Origin of the sequence: Pseudoclavibacter sp. VKM Ac-2867, from assembly GCF_015351275.1 — a bacterium.
Taxonomy (GTDB): Bacteria; Actinomycetota; Actinomycetes; order Actinomycetales; family Microbacteriaceae; genus Pseudoclavibacter.
Map to the genome: position 1 here is coordinate 121,175 of NZ_JADKSL010000007.1, position 13,745 is coordinate 134,919.

13 protein-coding genes, 1 pseudogene and 1 riboswitch are annotated in these 13,745 nt (G+C 70.2%); of the genes and pseudogenes, 5 read left to right on the forward strand and 9 right to left on the reverse strand.

What is annotated here, in order from left to right:
• Positions 1 to 120: 120 nt before the first annotated feature.
• Positions 121 to 247: riboswitch (FMN riboswitch) on the forward strand.
• Between the two features lie 102 nt (positions 248 to 349).
• Both ITJ67_RS08885 and ITJ67_RS08890 read left to right on the forward strand, forming a co-directional pair.
• A complete protein-coding gene (locus ITJ67_RS08885) occupies positions 350 to 1,159 on the forward strand; it encodes an ABC transporter permease (RefSeq protein WP_160070869.1) in 810 nt (269 codons plus the stop codon).
• 50 nt (positions 1,160 to 1,209) lie between these two features.
• Entirely contained in the window at positions 1,210 to 2,268 is a 1,059-nt protein-coding gene (locus tag ITJ67_RS08890) for an ABC transporter substrate-binding protein (RefSeq protein ID WP_160070868.1), read from the forward strand.
• Here the strand turns inward: ITJ67_RS08890 and ITJ67_RS08895 are convergent.
• Positions 2,265 to 2,915: a TMEM175 family protein gene (locus ITJ67_RS08895; protein ID WP_160070867.1), complete on the reverse strand. Its 651-nt coding sequence runs from the start codon at positions 2,913 to 2,915 to the stop codon at positions 2,265 to 2,267. The genes ITJ67_RS08890 and ITJ67_RS08895 overlap by 4 nt on opposite strands.
• A 23-nt stretch (positions 2,916 to 2,938) precedes the next feature.
• Entirely contained in the window at positions 2,939 to 3,517 is a 579-nt protein-coding gene (locus tag ITJ67_RS08900; RefSeq protein ID WP_194677381.1) for a sugar O-acetyltransferase, read from the reverse strand.
• Positions 3,518 to 3,655: 138 nt separating this feature from the next.
• Between ITJ67_RS08900 and ITJ67_RS08905 the strand changes: the two genes are divergently transcribed.
• Positions 3,656 to 4,594, forward strand: coding sequence for a DNA-methyltransferase (locus tag ITJ67_RS08905; protein WP_160071547.1), 939 nt, complete (start codon positions 3,656 to 3,658; stop codon positions 4,592 to 4,594).
• Here the strand turns inward: ITJ67_RS08905 and ITJ67_RS08910 are convergent.
• From ITJ67_RS08910 to ITJ67_RS08930, 5 genes and pseudogenes are all read right to left on the reverse strand, one after another.
• Entirely contained in the window at positions 4,591 to 5,727 is a 1,137-nt protein-coding gene (locus ITJ67_RS08910) for a cysteine desulfurase family protein (RefSeq protein ID WP_194677439.1), read from the reverse strand. The genes ITJ67_RS08905 and ITJ67_RS08910 overlap by 4 nt on opposite strands.
• Before the next feature lie 27 nt (positions 5,728 to 5,754).
• Positions 5,755 to 6,636 (reverse strand): carboxylating nicotinate-nucleotide diphosphorylase, encoded by an 882-nt coding sequence (nadC, locus tag ITJ67_RS08915; protein ID WP_194677382.1) that lies wholly within the window; start codon positions 6,634 to 6,636, stop codon positions 5,755 to 5,757.
• Positions 6,636 to 8,357 carry an L-aspartate oxidase gene (locus tag ITJ67_RS08920; protein ID WP_194677383.1) on the reverse strand — a complete coding sequence of 574 codons (1,722 nt, stop codon included), beginning with the start codon at positions 8,355 to 8,357 and terminating at the stop codon, positions 6,636 to 6,638. Before ITJ67_RS08920 ends, nadC begins: the two co-directional genes overlap by 1 nt.
• Position 8,358: 1 nt before the next feature.
• Positions 8,359 to 9,657, reverse strand: coding sequence for a quinolinate synthase NadA (gene nadA / locus ITJ67_RS08925; RefSeq protein WP_194677384.1), 1,299 nt, complete (start codon positions 9,655 to 9,657; stop codon positions 8,359 to 8,361).
• A 34-nt stretch (positions 9,658 to 9,691) separates the two neighbouring features.
• Positions 9,692 to 10,363: pseudogene (locus ITJ67_RS08930) on the reverse strand (NUDIX hydrolase); the annotation flags it as partial.
• A gap of 121 nt (positions 10,364 to 10,484) precedes the next feature.
• On the opposite strand from ITJ67_RS08930, the gene ITJ67_RS08935 reads away from it, so the two are divergent.
• Positions 10,485 to 11,132, forward strand: coding sequence for a TrmH family RNA methyltransferase (locus ITJ67_RS08935; RefSeq protein ID WP_160070862.1), 648 nt, complete (start codon positions 10,485 to 10,487; stop codon positions 11,130 to 11,132).
• Here ITJ67_RS08935 and ITJ67_RS08940 read toward each other — a convergent pair.
• A complete protein-coding gene (locus ITJ67_RS08940) occupies positions 11,129 to 11,809 on the reverse strand; it encodes a TetR family transcriptional regulator (RefSeq protein WP_194677385.1) in 681 nt (226 codons plus the stop codon). The two genes, ITJ67_RS08935 and ITJ67_RS08940, sit on opposite strands and share 4 nt — an antisense overlap.
• 69 nt (positions 11,810 to 11,878) lie before the next feature.
• On the opposite strand from ITJ67_RS08940, the gene ITJ67_RS08945 reads away from it, so the two are divergent.
• Positions 11,879 to 12,520 carry a biotin transporter BioY gene (locus ITJ67_RS08945; protein WP_160070860.1) on the forward strand — a complete coding sequence of 214 codons (642 nt, stop codon included), beginning with the start codon at positions 11,879 to 11,881 and terminating at the stop codon, positions 12,518 to 12,520.
• Here ITJ67_RS08945 and ITJ67_RS08950 read toward each other — a convergent pair.
• A complete protein-coding gene (locus ITJ67_RS08950) occupies positions 12,510 to 13,496 on the reverse strand; it encodes an NAD(P)H-binding protein (RefSeq protein ID WP_194677386.1) in 987 nt (328 codons plus the stop codon). The two genes, ITJ67_RS08945 and ITJ67_RS08950, sit on opposite strands and share 11 nt — an antisense overlap.
• Positions 13,497 to 13,745 lie beyond the last annotated feature (249 nt).

Here is a 13,745-nt window from a genome sequence, read left to right on the forward strand (position 1 = left end):
AGATGACGGTGGCAAGGGCGACGGCGCTGCTGTCCAGGCATTCCCGGGAGCTGTTCGCTCGTCGCGGAGCGTCACGATGTCGCGCATCACGGGGGCGTGTCGTATTCTGGCGACAGAGTCCACGTGCTCCGGGGTCGGTGTAATTCCGAGCCGGCGGTTATAGTCCGCGACCTGCTCCCGCAAGGGAGTGGCTGATCTGGTGAAATTCCGGAACCGACGGTGAAAGTCCGGAAGGGAGGCGCACGTGACGGCACGCCTCGGCGTACCGTCAGCTCGTGGAATCCGCCGACCAGTTCGGCGACCTCCACGCGCCTCGTCATCCCCGGAGCTTTCCACGAAAGCCGGGTAGATGAACACGACGTCAGCACGCTTCCTCGCACCGATCACGGTGGCGATCGGTGTGCTCGCCGTGTGGTGGCTGGTCACGGCGGCCGGACTCATCTCGCCGCAGTTCCTCCCCGCCCCCGGCCAGCTCGCCGAGCGCTTCTGGCTCGACGTGACGAAGGGCCCGATGCTGGGCCACGCGTGGGTGACGCTGTCGGCGGCCCTGCTCGGCAGTCTCCTCGCGATCCTCGTGGCCGTACCGCTCGGCTACCTCATCGCGCGTCTTCCGTGGGTCGATGTCGCGATCACCCCGTACGTCGCCGCGTCGCAGGCCGTCCCTGCCATCGCCCTCGCGCCGCTGCTCGTGCTGTGGATCGGCTACGGTCTCGCCCCGACGGTCGTGCTCTGCGCGATCATGTCGTTCTTCCCGATGATCGTCACGACCGTGCTCGGCGTGCGGCAGCTCCCGCAGGACGTCATCGAGGCCGCACGCATCGACGGCGCCAACTGGTACCAGCTGCTGTGGTGGGTCGAGGGGCCGCTCGCCCTGCCGAGCGTGCTCGCCGGCATCCGCGCCGGCGTGACGCTGTCCATCACGGGTGCCGTCGTCGGCGAGTTCACGATGGGCGGCCGGGGGCTCGGCATGCTCCTCACCCTCAACCGCGACGCCAACGACATCCCCGGCATCTTCTCCACGCTGCTCATGCTCGTGCTCCTCGCGGTCGCCCTGTACATCCTCATGCGGCTGTTCCAGAACGCCGTCACCTGGAACGACGACGAACCCAAGTCGAGGCGGCGCGCCCGCGTGCTCGCCGACGAACCGCTTCCTGCCTGACCTCACACCCGCCTGACTGACACCCCACCTCTCTCGATCTGGAGACGCCCATGAACACTCGTCCAACCACCGCGGGCTTCCGCTCGCGGGCCGTGCGCTCCGTCATCGCGGCCGGCGCCGTGGCAGCCGTGGCCGTGCTCGCCGGATGCTCCCCCTCGGCAGACGGCAACGGCGCGGAGGCGCCCGCAGCGGCCGCGGGCGACGTGACCATCGGCCTCACCTACACCCCGAACATCCAGTTCGTGCCGTTCTACGTGGCCGAGGCGAAGGGCTACTTCGACGACAAGGGCGTCAACGTGGAGCTGCGCCACCACGGCGAGGGCGAGGACCTGTTCGGTGCGCTCGCGAACGGCACGGAGGACTTCGTGTACGCGGGCGGCGACGAGATCACGCAGGCGCGGGCGGCCGACATCCCCGTCACCTCGGTGGCGACGCTCTACAACACGTACCCGGCGACGCTCATCGTGCCGGAGGACTCCGACATCACGACGGCCGAGGATGCACGCGGCAAGACCATCGGCACGCCCGGCCCCTACGGGCAGACGTACTTCGCGCTGCTGTCGCTGCTGCAGAGCAACGGGCTGACGGCGGACGACGTGAAGATCGAGTACATCGGCTACACGCAGCAGGCGGCGCTCACGACGGGCGCGGTCGATGGGGTCATGGGCTACATCAACAACGATGCCGTGCAGTTCGAGAAGGCGGGCTTCCCGGTTCGCACGATCGAGATCGCGCCGGCGGATGCGCCGACCCTCGTCGGCCCGTCGCTGGGGGTCGCCGACTCGATCATCGAGGGCGACGATGCGTCGATCACCCCCGTGCTCGAGGCCCTCGCTCTGGCCACGCAGGACGTGATCGACAACCCGGAGGAGTCGATCGACATCGCCGCCGAGTACATCCCGACCCTCTACACGGACGAGGCGAAGAGCGACGCGCTCGCGACACTCGAGGCGACCATCCCGTTCCTGTCCGCGCAGGAGGGGCAGCCGCTCTTCACGAACGACGCCGACGTGTGGGCCACGATGGCGACGTTCATGAGCGATCAGGACCTGCTCGAGAAGCCGCTGGACGGCGACGCGTTCACGAACGCGTACGTGCCGCAGGGCTAGGCGTCTCCCGGCTCCTCGCCGTCGCGCGCGGCCATCCGCTTCTGGATGGCCGACGTGACGGGGCCCGTGAGGAGCAGCAGCAGCCAGGTGTAGCGCGCAGGGTCCGGGCCGAGGAGGAACGCGACCGGGATCGACAGGGCGAACACGGCCGGCACGACGAACGTGAACGCGGACCGGCGGCGCGCCGCCCGCGACGGCTCCGTGAGCCCGCGGTGCACGGCCACGACCCAGATGACGTGCTGCGCGAGCGACGCGCAGATGATGTTGACGGCGTAGAGCACGACGGGCAGGGGCTGCGCGTCGAGGGTCGCCTCGCTCATCGACGCGGTGCTGAACGGCAGCAGCACGATGAAGAACATCGCCACGATGTTGGTGTTGAGCAGCGGGCCGTCGAGCGCCGACACCTCGCCCATGAGGCGGTGGTTGACCTTCCAGAAGTTCGCGATGACGAAGAAGCTGATCGCGAAGGCGAGGAGCTGGTCGAGCACGCCGGAGCCGGCGAGCGCATCCCAGCTCGCCCAGTGGTCTGCCGTTGGCGGCACGATATCGACGACGAGCAGGGTGATGGCGACCGCGTAGACCGCGTCGAAGAACGTCAGCCCACGGTCGAACTCCGTGGTGCCGCGTGCGTAGCTGCGTGAAGCCATGATGGATGCTCCGTGAGGTTCGGTCAGTCGAGGGAGCGGATGACGCGTGCCGGGTTGCCCACGGCGATGACATTCGCGGGCAGGTCCTTCGTGACGACGGCGCCAGCGCCCACGACCGTGTTCTCGCCGATCGTCACGCCGGGGCAGACGATGACGCCGCCGCCCAGCCACACGTTGTCGCCCAGCGTGATGGGCGCGCCCGCCTCGTAGCCGGCGCGACGGGGCTCGGGGTCGAGTGGATGCGTCGGCGTCAGCAGCTGCACGTTCGGCCCGATCTGGCAGCTCGCACCGATCGTGATCGGGGTGACGTCGAGCGCCACGAGACCCACGTTGACGAAGGTGCCGTCGCCGATCGTGATGTTGGAGCCGTAGTCGACGTACAGGGGCGCCTTCACGGCGACGTTCGCGCCCAGACTGCCGATGAGCTCGGCGAGGATCCCGGACGCGCGCTCCGCATCGACGGGGAACGCCGCGTTGTACTCGGCCTGCAGCCGAACGGCGCGCTCCGCCCCCGCCAGCAGCTCCGGGTCGTCCGCGTGGTACAGCTCGCCTGCGAGCATCCGCTGCTTCATGGTGCGACCGTCGTCGAAGTTCACCGTCATGGCAAAACCCTAGCCTGCGGGCGGATACGGACGAGTGTGCACGATCCGACCCGCTCGGCGCGTTAATCTCGACGGGTGACCTCGCTGTGGAACGCCGCCGGACCCGACCTCGTCGTGCACGGCGACAACCTCGACGCCATGCGCCGCCTCCCCGACGGCACCTTCCAGGTGATCTACCTCGACCCGCCCTTCAACACCGGCAAGCAGCAGAAACGGCAGTCGGTGAAGGTGAAACGGCAGTCGCCCGTGCAGGAGTCCGTCGAAGCCGCCGAGCTCGGGGAAGCGCTCGCGCACGACGCCGCGCCCGCCGAATCGGATGAGGCGGCCCCAGCATCCACGCCGCTCACCCGCACGGGGTTCCAGGGGCGCAGCTACGAGCACACCCTCGGGGAGCTCTCGGCGTTCAACGACGAGTTCGCCGACTACTGGGGCTTCCTCGAGCCGCGCCTCGTGGAGGCCTGGCGGCTGCTCGACGAGACGGGCACCCTGTACCTGCACCTCGACTACCGGGAATCGCATTACGCGAAGGTTGTCCTCGACGCGCTCGTGGGGCGCGACAAGTTCCTCAACGAGATCATCTGGGCGTACGACTACGGGGCGCGCACGTCGAAGCGGTGGCCGGCGAAGCACGACACGATCCTCGTCTACGTGAAGGACCCGAAGAAGTACCACTTCGATGCCGCCGAGGTCGACCGCGAGCCGTACATGGCGCCCGGACTTGTCACCGAGGCGAAGCGGGCGCGGGGCAAGCTGCCGACGGACGTCTGGTGGCACACGATCGTCTCCCCGACCGGCAAGGAGCGCACCGGCTACGCGACGCAGAAGCCGGCGGGGCTGCTGCGGCGCATGATCCGCGCATCCAGCCGGGAGGGCGACTGGGTCGCCGACTTCTTCGGCGGCTCCGGCACGACGGCGGCGGTGGCGCGCGAGTGCGGGCGCAGGGTCGTGACGGTCGACGCGTCGGTGGATGCGCTGCGCACCATGCGGAGGCGACTCGGCCCAGAGGGGGTCGAGTACCGGAAGCTCACGAAGGACGGCTCGAGGCTCCTCTCGGGCGCCCCGAAGCGCAGGCGCTAGCCGATCGAGACCCGCGCGACCGACTCGAGGAGAGCGTCCGCGACACCACGGAGCTCATCTGCGGTCGTGGACGCTCCCCACGTGAACCGGAGGGCCGTCCGCGCGTCGTCCTCCGAGATGCCGAGGGCGAGCAGCACGTGCGACGGCTCGTCGTGGCCGGCGGCGCAGGCCGCGCCAGCCGAGGCGAGCACGCCGTGCTGCTCGAGCTCGAGCAGCACCGTCTCGCCGTTGATGCCTGGGATGATGAGCGACGCGTGCCTGGGGAGGCGAGCGGATGCGTGGCCCGTGAGCCGCGCGCCCGGGAGCGACCCCAGCACCGCGGCGACGAAGGCGTCTCTGGCGCTGAGGGCGTCGAGCTGGCCCGAGCGCCGCTCCTCGTCGGCGAGCCGCAGCGCGACCGCGAACGCCACCGCGAAGGCCACGTTCTCCGTCCCAGAGCGACGCCCTCGCTCCTGGCCGCCACCGTGGATGAGTGGCTCGAGCGGCAGCCTCGACCGCACCGCGAGGACTCCGACCCCCTTCGGGGCCCCGAACTTATGGCCGGACACGCTGAGCGCATCCACGCCGGTCGACGACATCGAGATGTCGAGGGAGCCCGCCGCCTGGATGGCGTCCGTGTGGAACGGCACCCCGCGCGCATGGGCCACGACGGTGAGAGCGGCGATGTCCTGCACCGTGCCGACCTCGTTGTTCGCCGTCGAGAGCGAGACGAGCGTCGTGTCGTCGCGGAGGGCAGCGGCGAGCGACTCCGCGCTGACCGTGCCGCGGGCATCCACATCGACGAACGACACCTCGAAGCCGTGGAGCCGCACCAGTGCGTCGACGGAGGCGAGCACCGACTCGTGCTCGAGGCGGCTCGTCACGACGTGCCGTCCGCGCTGGTCGCCGAGCGCGAGGCCCTTGACCGCCAGATTGTTCGCCTCGGTGCCGCCCGAGGTGAACACGATCTCGGTGGCGCGGCAGCCGAGCACGGCCGCGACGCTCTTCCTAGCGTCGGCTAGCGCCGCAGACGCCTCCTCGCCGAGCCCATGCGTGCTCGACGGGTTGCCGAACGACGCCGTCAGGAACGGCCAGGCGGCGGCGAGCGCCTCCTCGCGAACCGGCGAGGTCGCCGCGGCGTCGAGGTGCAGCACGTCAGGCACCCGCCTCAGTCATCGGGCTCAGTCATCGGTGTCGGACACGGGCCCGACCTCGAGCGACATGTCGAGACCCAGGTCGATGGCCCGCGCGCTGTGGGTGAGCGCGCCGACGGAGATGACGTCGACACCGGTCTCCGCGATCGCTGCGACCGTATCGAGGCTCACCCCGCCGCTCGCCTCCACGACCGCCCGACCGGCGATGAGGGCGACGCCCTCGCGCAGCTCGGCGAGCGAGAAGTTGTCGAGCATGATCGTGTCCACGCCCGCGTCGAGCACCGCCGCGATCTGGTCGAGCCGATCGACCTCCACCTCGACGTGCGTCGTGTGGCCCAGCCTCGCGCGCGCTGCGAGGAGCGCAGCCGTGACCCCGAGGCCGGACTGCTGGAGCAGCACCGCCAGGTGGTTGTCCTTCGCCATGACGGCATCGGACAACGAGAAGCGATGGTTCCGGCCGCCCCCGCTCGCGACGGCGTGCCGCTCGAAGGCCCTGAGCCCTGGCGTCGTCTTGCGGGTGTCCGTGATGCGAGCCGAGGTGTGGGCGACGGCCTCGACGTAGCTCCGGGTGAGGCTCGCGATGCCGCTCATCCGCTGCGTGAAGTTCAACGCGACCCGCTCGGCCGTCAGCACCGACCCGGCGGGACCCGTCACCGTCGCCAGCACATCCCCGGCCACGAACGCCTCGCCATCGTCGGCGTGCAGATCGACGAGGACGTCGGCATCCGTCAGCCGGAACGCCGCCGCGAACACGTCGATGCCCGAGAGCACCCCCGCCTCGCGGGCGACGAGCGTCGCGCTCGCGGTCGCCTCGACGGGGATGAGCGCGTGCACCGTGATGTCACCCCACGGGGCGTCTTCGGTCAGTGCAGCGCTGACGGCGGTCGTGATGTGGGCAGGAGTCAGCATCAGTGCGCCATCGCCTTCTGTCGGAGGGGGACCGAGCGGGGGAGTGCGTGCGGGGACCCAGGCTGGGACGCCGCCCCTGCCGCCGGATGCTCGTCGGATCGGAAGTGCGCGCCCACCGACTCGGTGCGCGCGAGCGCCGCGGCCACCGTGAGCCGGGCGAGGAGGAGCAGGTTCGTGTCCTCGCGGTCGCGGACGCTGGAGGAAGCCCCGTCTGCTGGCCCTGCCTCGGCCCACGCGTCGAGCGTGCGCTTGGCGTCTTCGAGCGCCGGACCGCTGCGGTGCAGCCCCGCGTGCGCCCACATGAGCTCCTGCAGCGCCCCGCGCGAGAAGGCCGGAGCGTCGTCGCGCGACGTCGCCTGTCCAACATGAGTGCGATTCTGGCGAGAAAGCGGTTGAACCAGCCCTGCTTGGGCAGATTCGCACTGAAGTTGGTCAGCAGGAGCAGGAGCAGGAGCAGGGGCAGGAGCCGAGGCGAGGGATCGCGCTTCGGCGTCGTGGTCGATCGCCTCCGCGATGCGGCGCCCGAACACGGCACCCTCGAGGAGCGAGTTCGACGCGAGCCGGTTGGCGCCGTGCACGCCGGTGCGGGCGGTCTCCCCGGCGGCGAACAGCCCGGGGCTGCTCGTGCGCCCGGAGAGGTCGGTCACGACCCCGCCCATCAGGTAGTGGGCGGCCGGCGTCACGGGGACCGTCTCGCGCGACCAGTCGAGCCCGCTCGCGTCGATGCGCGCAGTGATGCTCGGGAATCGACGCTCGAGGAACTCCCGCCCGAGGTGCCTCGCGTCGAGGCGGACGGGGCGGCCGTCCTGCTTCGCCATCTCGTCGGCGATGCCCCGCGCCACGATGTCGCGTGGGGCGAGCTCCGCGTCGGGATGCACGCCGAGGAGGAACCGCTCGCCCGCCTCGTTCAGCAGCACGGCTCCCTCCCCGCGCACGGCTTCTGAGATGAGTGCGCCGCCGGAACCGGCGAGCACCGTCGGATGGAACTGCACGAACTCCAGGTCCGCGAGCTGTGCGCCGGCCCTGGCTGCGGCGGCGATGCCGTCGCCGGTCGCGACAGCGGGGTTGCTGGTGTGGGCGAAGAGCTGGCCGGTGCCACCCGTCGCGAGGACGACGGCATCGGCGAAGTGGAAGCGGGGCGTCGGCGCCTCGGGGCTGAGGAGCCACGCGCCGGCGGCACGCCCGCCGCGCACCGCGACGTCGGCGAGGAACGTGTGCTCGAGCAGCCGGAGCTCGCCGTGCGCGGCCGCTGATCGGACTGCTGCGCTGAGCGCGCGCTGGATCTCGCGCCCCGTGGCATCGCCGAACGCGTGCAGGATGCGGGCGTGCGAATGCGCGGCCTCCAGGCCCCGGGCGAGCGCGCCGGCGGGTTCCCGGTCGAAGCGGGTGCCGAGCGCGATCAGCTCGAGGATGCGCGCCTCCGCGGAACGGCAGAGCACCTCGATGGCGCGCCGGTCGCCGAGGCCGGCACCGGCCGCGACGGTGTCGCGGACGTGCGACTCGACGCTGTCGTCGCCGTCACGCTCGGTGCCGGTGCCGGTGCCGGTGCCGAGTACCGCCGCGATGCCGCCCTGGGCGTGGGACGTGGCGGTGTCATCGAGTGTCGACTTTGTGACGACGCTCACGTCGTGGCCGTCTGCGCAGGCGGCGAGGGCGGCGGTCAGGCCGGCGATGCCGCTCCCGATGACGAGGACCCGCAGGGGCCCGGCCTCCCGGGCCATGTCAGGACGCCATCGTGGTGTCTGGCCTTGCCGCGAGCATCCGCTCGACGGCGACCCTGGCGGGCTCGGCGATGTGGACGGGGACGCTGATCTGGTTGCGCACCTCGCCCGCGACGAGCCCCTCGAGCACCCAGGCGATGTAGCTGGGGTGGATGCGGTACATCGTCGAGCAGGGGCACACGACGGGGTCGAGGCAGAAGATGGTGTGCTGGGGGTACTCGGCGGCGAGGCGCTGCACGAGGTTGATCTCGGTGCCGATCGCGAACACCGACCCGTCTGGGGCGGCCGCGATGGCCTTCGTGATGTAGTCGGTGGAGCCGTACTCGTCGGCGGCGTCGACGATCGCCATGGGGCACTCGGGGTGCACGATGACGCGCACCTCGGGGTACTCGGCGCGGGCCTTCTCGATCTGCGCGACGGTGAAGCGCTTGTGGACGGAGCAGAAGCCGTTCCAGAGGATCACCCTGGCGGCGTCGAGCGACTCCGGGGTCTGCCCGCCGAGGGGGCGGCGCGAGTTCCACAGCGGCATCTCCGAGGTGGGCACGCCCATGGCCTTCGCGGTGTTGCGGCCGAGGTGCTGGTCGGGGAAGAAGAGCACCCGCTGGCCGCGCTCGAAGGCCCACGTGAGCACCGTCTCGGCGTTGGAGGAGGTGCAGACGATGCCGCCGTTGCGGCCGCAGAACGCCTTGAGCTCGGCGGAGGAGTTCATGTAGGTGACGGGGATGACGGGCACGCGGCCGTTGGCGTCCGGCTCCGTGCCGTAGAGCTCGGTGAGCTGCTCCCAGCACTCTTCGACGGAGTCGCTGTCGGCCATGTCGGCCATGGAGCATCCGGCCGCGAGGTTCGGGAGGATGACGGCCTGCTCCGGTGCCGACACGATGTCGGCGGTCTCCGCCATGAAGTGCACGCCGCAGAACACGATGGCTTCTGCCTCCGGCTTCGCCTTGGCGGCGTTCGCGAGCTGGAAGGAGTCGCCGATGAAGTCGGCGTACTGCACGACCTCGTCTCGCTGGTAGAAGTGGCCGAGGGTCACGACTCGGTCGCCGAGCGTGGCCTTGGCAGCGAGGATGCGGTCGTGGATCTCCTCGTCACTCGCGGTCCGGTACTCCTCCGGCAGGAGTTCCTGCCTGGGCGCCGCGGGCGGAAGCCGGTCGGCCATTGACGCCCCAGGCCCGTAGGACGGCACTTGCAGGTCGAACACCCACGGGGACTTCACGAGCTCCGGCGAGCAGCTCTCGCCCGCCTGCTTGCCGTTCTGGATGCGCGTGATCGTGGTGTGCACTGAGGCGGTCGTGGTCATGGCTTGCGTCTTTCTTCGCGGGGGTGCTCTCGCCGGCCGGGGCGGAAGCCTCGTTGTACCGGTAGAGCTTCGGGGGTCGGTGCCGGGTGCCGGCGAGGGTCTCTCCGGTCTCGGTGAGGGACTTCGAGGCGAGCATGTCGCGGCGGAAGTTGGCGGCGTCGAGCGGTCTGCCGAGCACTGCCTCGTAGACCTCCCGCAGCTGGGCGAGGGTGAACGATTCGCCGAGGAAGCTGTGCGCGATCGAGCTGTACTCGACCTTGTTCCTGAGCCGCCAGAGGGCGTAGTCGATGATGCGCCGGTGGTCGAAGGCGAGGGGCGGGAGGTCGTCGATGGGGTGCCAGCGCACGTTGTCTCCGAGGCGGGCGGAGCTCGCCTCCTCGCCGCCCACGAGCGCCCAGTAGACGACGGAGACGACGCGGGGGTCGTTGCCGAAGACGCGGTCGGCGTCGCCGAAGGCGTAGAGCTGCTCGAGGTACTTGGGCGCGAGGCGCATCGTCTCGAAGAGGGTGCGCGAGGCGGCGGCGCCGAGGTCTTCGTCGCCGAGCGGTCCGCCTGGGAGGGCGAGGAGGTCGATGAACGGCTGGCGCTGACGGCGCACGAGCGGGACCCAGATCGTGGGCGCTGGCGCCCGGTGCGACGAGGGCGGGGAAGGGCGCAGCGCGAAGATCACCGTGGAGACGGCGAGGGTCGCGTTGGTGGCGGTCATCCGCTGCTCTCTTCTCTGCTGGTGGTGTTGCCGGAACGGCGCCTACTTAAGGTCAGTTCGACTCTAAGTGGAGTGTACGCCACGTTCGCCGCTGCGAGCTCGGCGCGCCTAGGCTGTTGCGGTGAGTGAACAGCAGCAGTTCGGCAGCGAAGACGACGCCCCTCACGGGGTCGGCCCCTGGCCTGGTGGGCGCGAGGAATGGCCCGAGGGGCCGTGGTTCGACGCGGAGCTGCTCGAGCACGGCGACCGCAGGAACGTGATCGACCGCTACCGGTACTGGTCGATGGATGCGATCGTCGCCGACCTCGACACGAAGCGTCACGCGTTCCACGTCGCGATCGAGAACTGGCAGCACGACATGAACATCGGCTCGATCGTGCGCAGCGCGAACGCGTTCGCCGCCGATACGGTGCATATCGTCGGCAAGCGCCGCTGGAACAAGCGGGGTGCCATGGTCACTGATCGGTACCAGCACGTCGTGCACCACGAGACGGTCGAGGCGTTCATCGCCTGGGCGAGAAGCGAGGGTATGCCCGTGCTCGCCATCGACAACGTGCCTGGCTGCGTGCCCATCGAGACCTACGAGCTGCCGGAGCGGTGCGTGCTGCTGTTCGGTCAGGAGGGCCCAGGGGTGTCGGCGGAGGCTGTCGAGGTGTCGGATGCTGTGCTGGAGATCTCGCAGTTCGGCTCGACTCGCTCGATCAACGCGTCAGCGGCTGCGGCTGTCGCGATGCACACGTGGGTGCTGCAGCACGTCGACTTCGCCTAGAGGGCGGTGCTCGTCTCGCCCTTCGCGAGCGCCGCGGCTCCGGCGAGGATCAGGTCGAGGCCTGCCGTGAAGCGCTCGGTGGGATCCTGGGGCTCGAGTGGGTCCTGGGTGCGAGCCTGGAGGGCGCCGACCTCCGCGGCGTGGGTCCGCTGCTGTTCGTGGAAGGCCTGCCCGATCGTGTAGTGCACGACCGCTTCGGCGCACGTGCGACTGCCCGCGCCCTCGAGGGTGAAGTCGCTCTGGGCCGCGCCGGAGGTCATCCGCACCAGGTCGACACTCAGCAGGCCGAGCGCGAACGAACTCGAGACGAGTTCGGCGCCGTCCCTGCGCGAGAGGAGCGCGGTGCGAAGCTGCAGTGCGAGGGTACGGGTCTGCTGTGTTCCGGGCTCGACTCCTTTGCCCGGGAAGAGCCACGTCTCGGTGGTGAGTGAGCGCAGGATGCGGTCGCTCACGGCCGCGAGCAGCGACTGCTTGTTGGGGAAGTGCCAGTAGAGCGCGCTCGGCTGCACCTCGAGGTAGTCGCTGATGCGCCGCATGGAGAGGTTCGGCAGGCCGTGCTCGTCCAGTACCTCGAGGGCCGTGGTGACGATCTCGGTGCGGCTGAGCTTCTCGTGGCTGCTCGCGGGTGTGCGTGCGGCGTCACGTGAGGCGCCTTCGGCTGGACCACGGGGTGTCATGGCGCTAATCTACTGAACACTGTTCACTGAACACTGTTCAGGAGATTCGAGAGAAAGGTCCTACCCCCTATGAGCACCGAATCGACCACAGCTGCCGGGCGTCCCGCCAACGGCGCCGTGCCCCGCGTCCTCGCCGATCTCGTGGCCGGGGCCGGTTCTGGCCGTGGGGTCAGCGCCCGTACCCGTGCCGAAGTTCAGCTCCTCAACGTCGCGCTCGTGCTCGGCGGCACGCTGTTCCTCATTGCGGCCGGCTTCATCGTCGTCCCGCTGCCGTTCACGCCAGTGCCCGTCTCGCTCGCGACCTTCGCCGTGCTGCTGACCGGCGCATCCCTCGGCCCCGCACGGGCCGCGGCGAGCGCCGGCCTGTACCTCGCGCTCGGAGCTCTTGGCGCGCCCATCTTCGCCGACGGGGCCTCCGGCGTGCTGTTCCCTTCGTTCGGCTACATCATCGGCTACGTGCTGGCCGCCGTCGCCGTAGGTGCGCTTGCCCGTCGCCGCGCCGACCGCCACATCGCGTCCACAGTCGGCGCCTCGGTGCTCGGCACCCTCCTCGTCTACGCGGCCGGCGTGCCGTGGCTCGCGGTCTCGCTCGGCGTCGATCTCGGCACCGCCCTCGCGCTCGGGGTCGTGCCGTTCCTCATCGGCGATGCCATCAAGATCGCGGCCGTCAGTGCGCTGCTGCCGTCGACGTGGAAGCTGCTCAGTCGGTAGCCGCCGCCCAGGAGGGGTCGCCGGGGAGCCGCCCCATCGGGTCTCGCTGCGACGCGGGAACGGTGAGGTCGGGCTGCGCGACGGAGCGACGCAGGGCCTCGTCGACAGACAGCGGGCGCTCGGCGTCCTCCGGGAGGAGCTCGGCGATCCACGTGTCGTCGTCGGCGACCATGTCCTCGCGAAGGCTCTCCATGAGCGACGTCACGGTCGAGGACGGCACATCGGTGATCAGTGTCGCGAGCCTCGCGACCAGGGACTCGGGCAGCCCAGGCAGGATGACCTGCGGCCGGCGCTTCTCGACGGTGTCGGCGTAGCGGTCGATGAGCCTCGGGTAGGGGAGTTGCTCGCCGCCGCCGACGGAGTAGGCGCGCGTTGAGACGTCGGCGGTCAGCGCGCCGCTCACGGCCCTGGCAAGGTCAACCACCGCGATGGGCTCGACGTCGCTCTGCATCCACGCAGGCACCACGGTCACGGGCAGCCGCGCGGCGAGCTGCGACATGAGCTCGAAGCTCGTGGAGCTCGCGCCGAGGACCATGGCGGCTCGCAGGGTGACGACCACCGCGTCCGCCTCGTGGAGCTCGCGCTCGACCTCGAGGCGCGAAGTGAGGTGCTCCGAGAGCACCTCCTCCGCGACGGGCGGGATGATGCCGGAGACGTACACGATGCGTCGAACTCCAGAGCGATCAGCGGCCGCGCGCACGAGCCGCGCCGCCTCGAGATCCGCCTCGCGGAAGTCGTCGCTCGCCATGCCGTGCACGAGGTAGAGGATGGCGTCGACGTCACCCGTCACCGCTGACGCGACGGAGGCCTCATCGAGCACGTCGAGCTCGACCCGGCGCACCCGCTCGGCCCACCAGAACGCGTCGAGGTCGCCCGGCTTGCGGGCGCCGGCCGTGACCTCCATGCCCGCGTCGAGCAGGACCGGTATCACTCGGCTGCCGATGTATCCCGTCGCGCCCATCACCAGTACGTTCATCGGTCAAAGCCCTGCCTCCTCGGCACCGCGTCGGGTGCCGGCCCCCATCATCGCGGTGCAAGCTGCGAGGCGGCATCGGCGTTCTGTAAGGAAGAGCATCCACCTCGTATGGGTTCCGTTAGGACGACCTTGCAGGCGCTCTGAGAGGAGTTGTATCGAGCACTGCGCCTCACGGCGTGCAGCCCAGCCGCCTCGGCTCGGCCGCTGACCTCCGAACGGAGCCCAAGTGCTTGACGTCGTCTTCGTCGC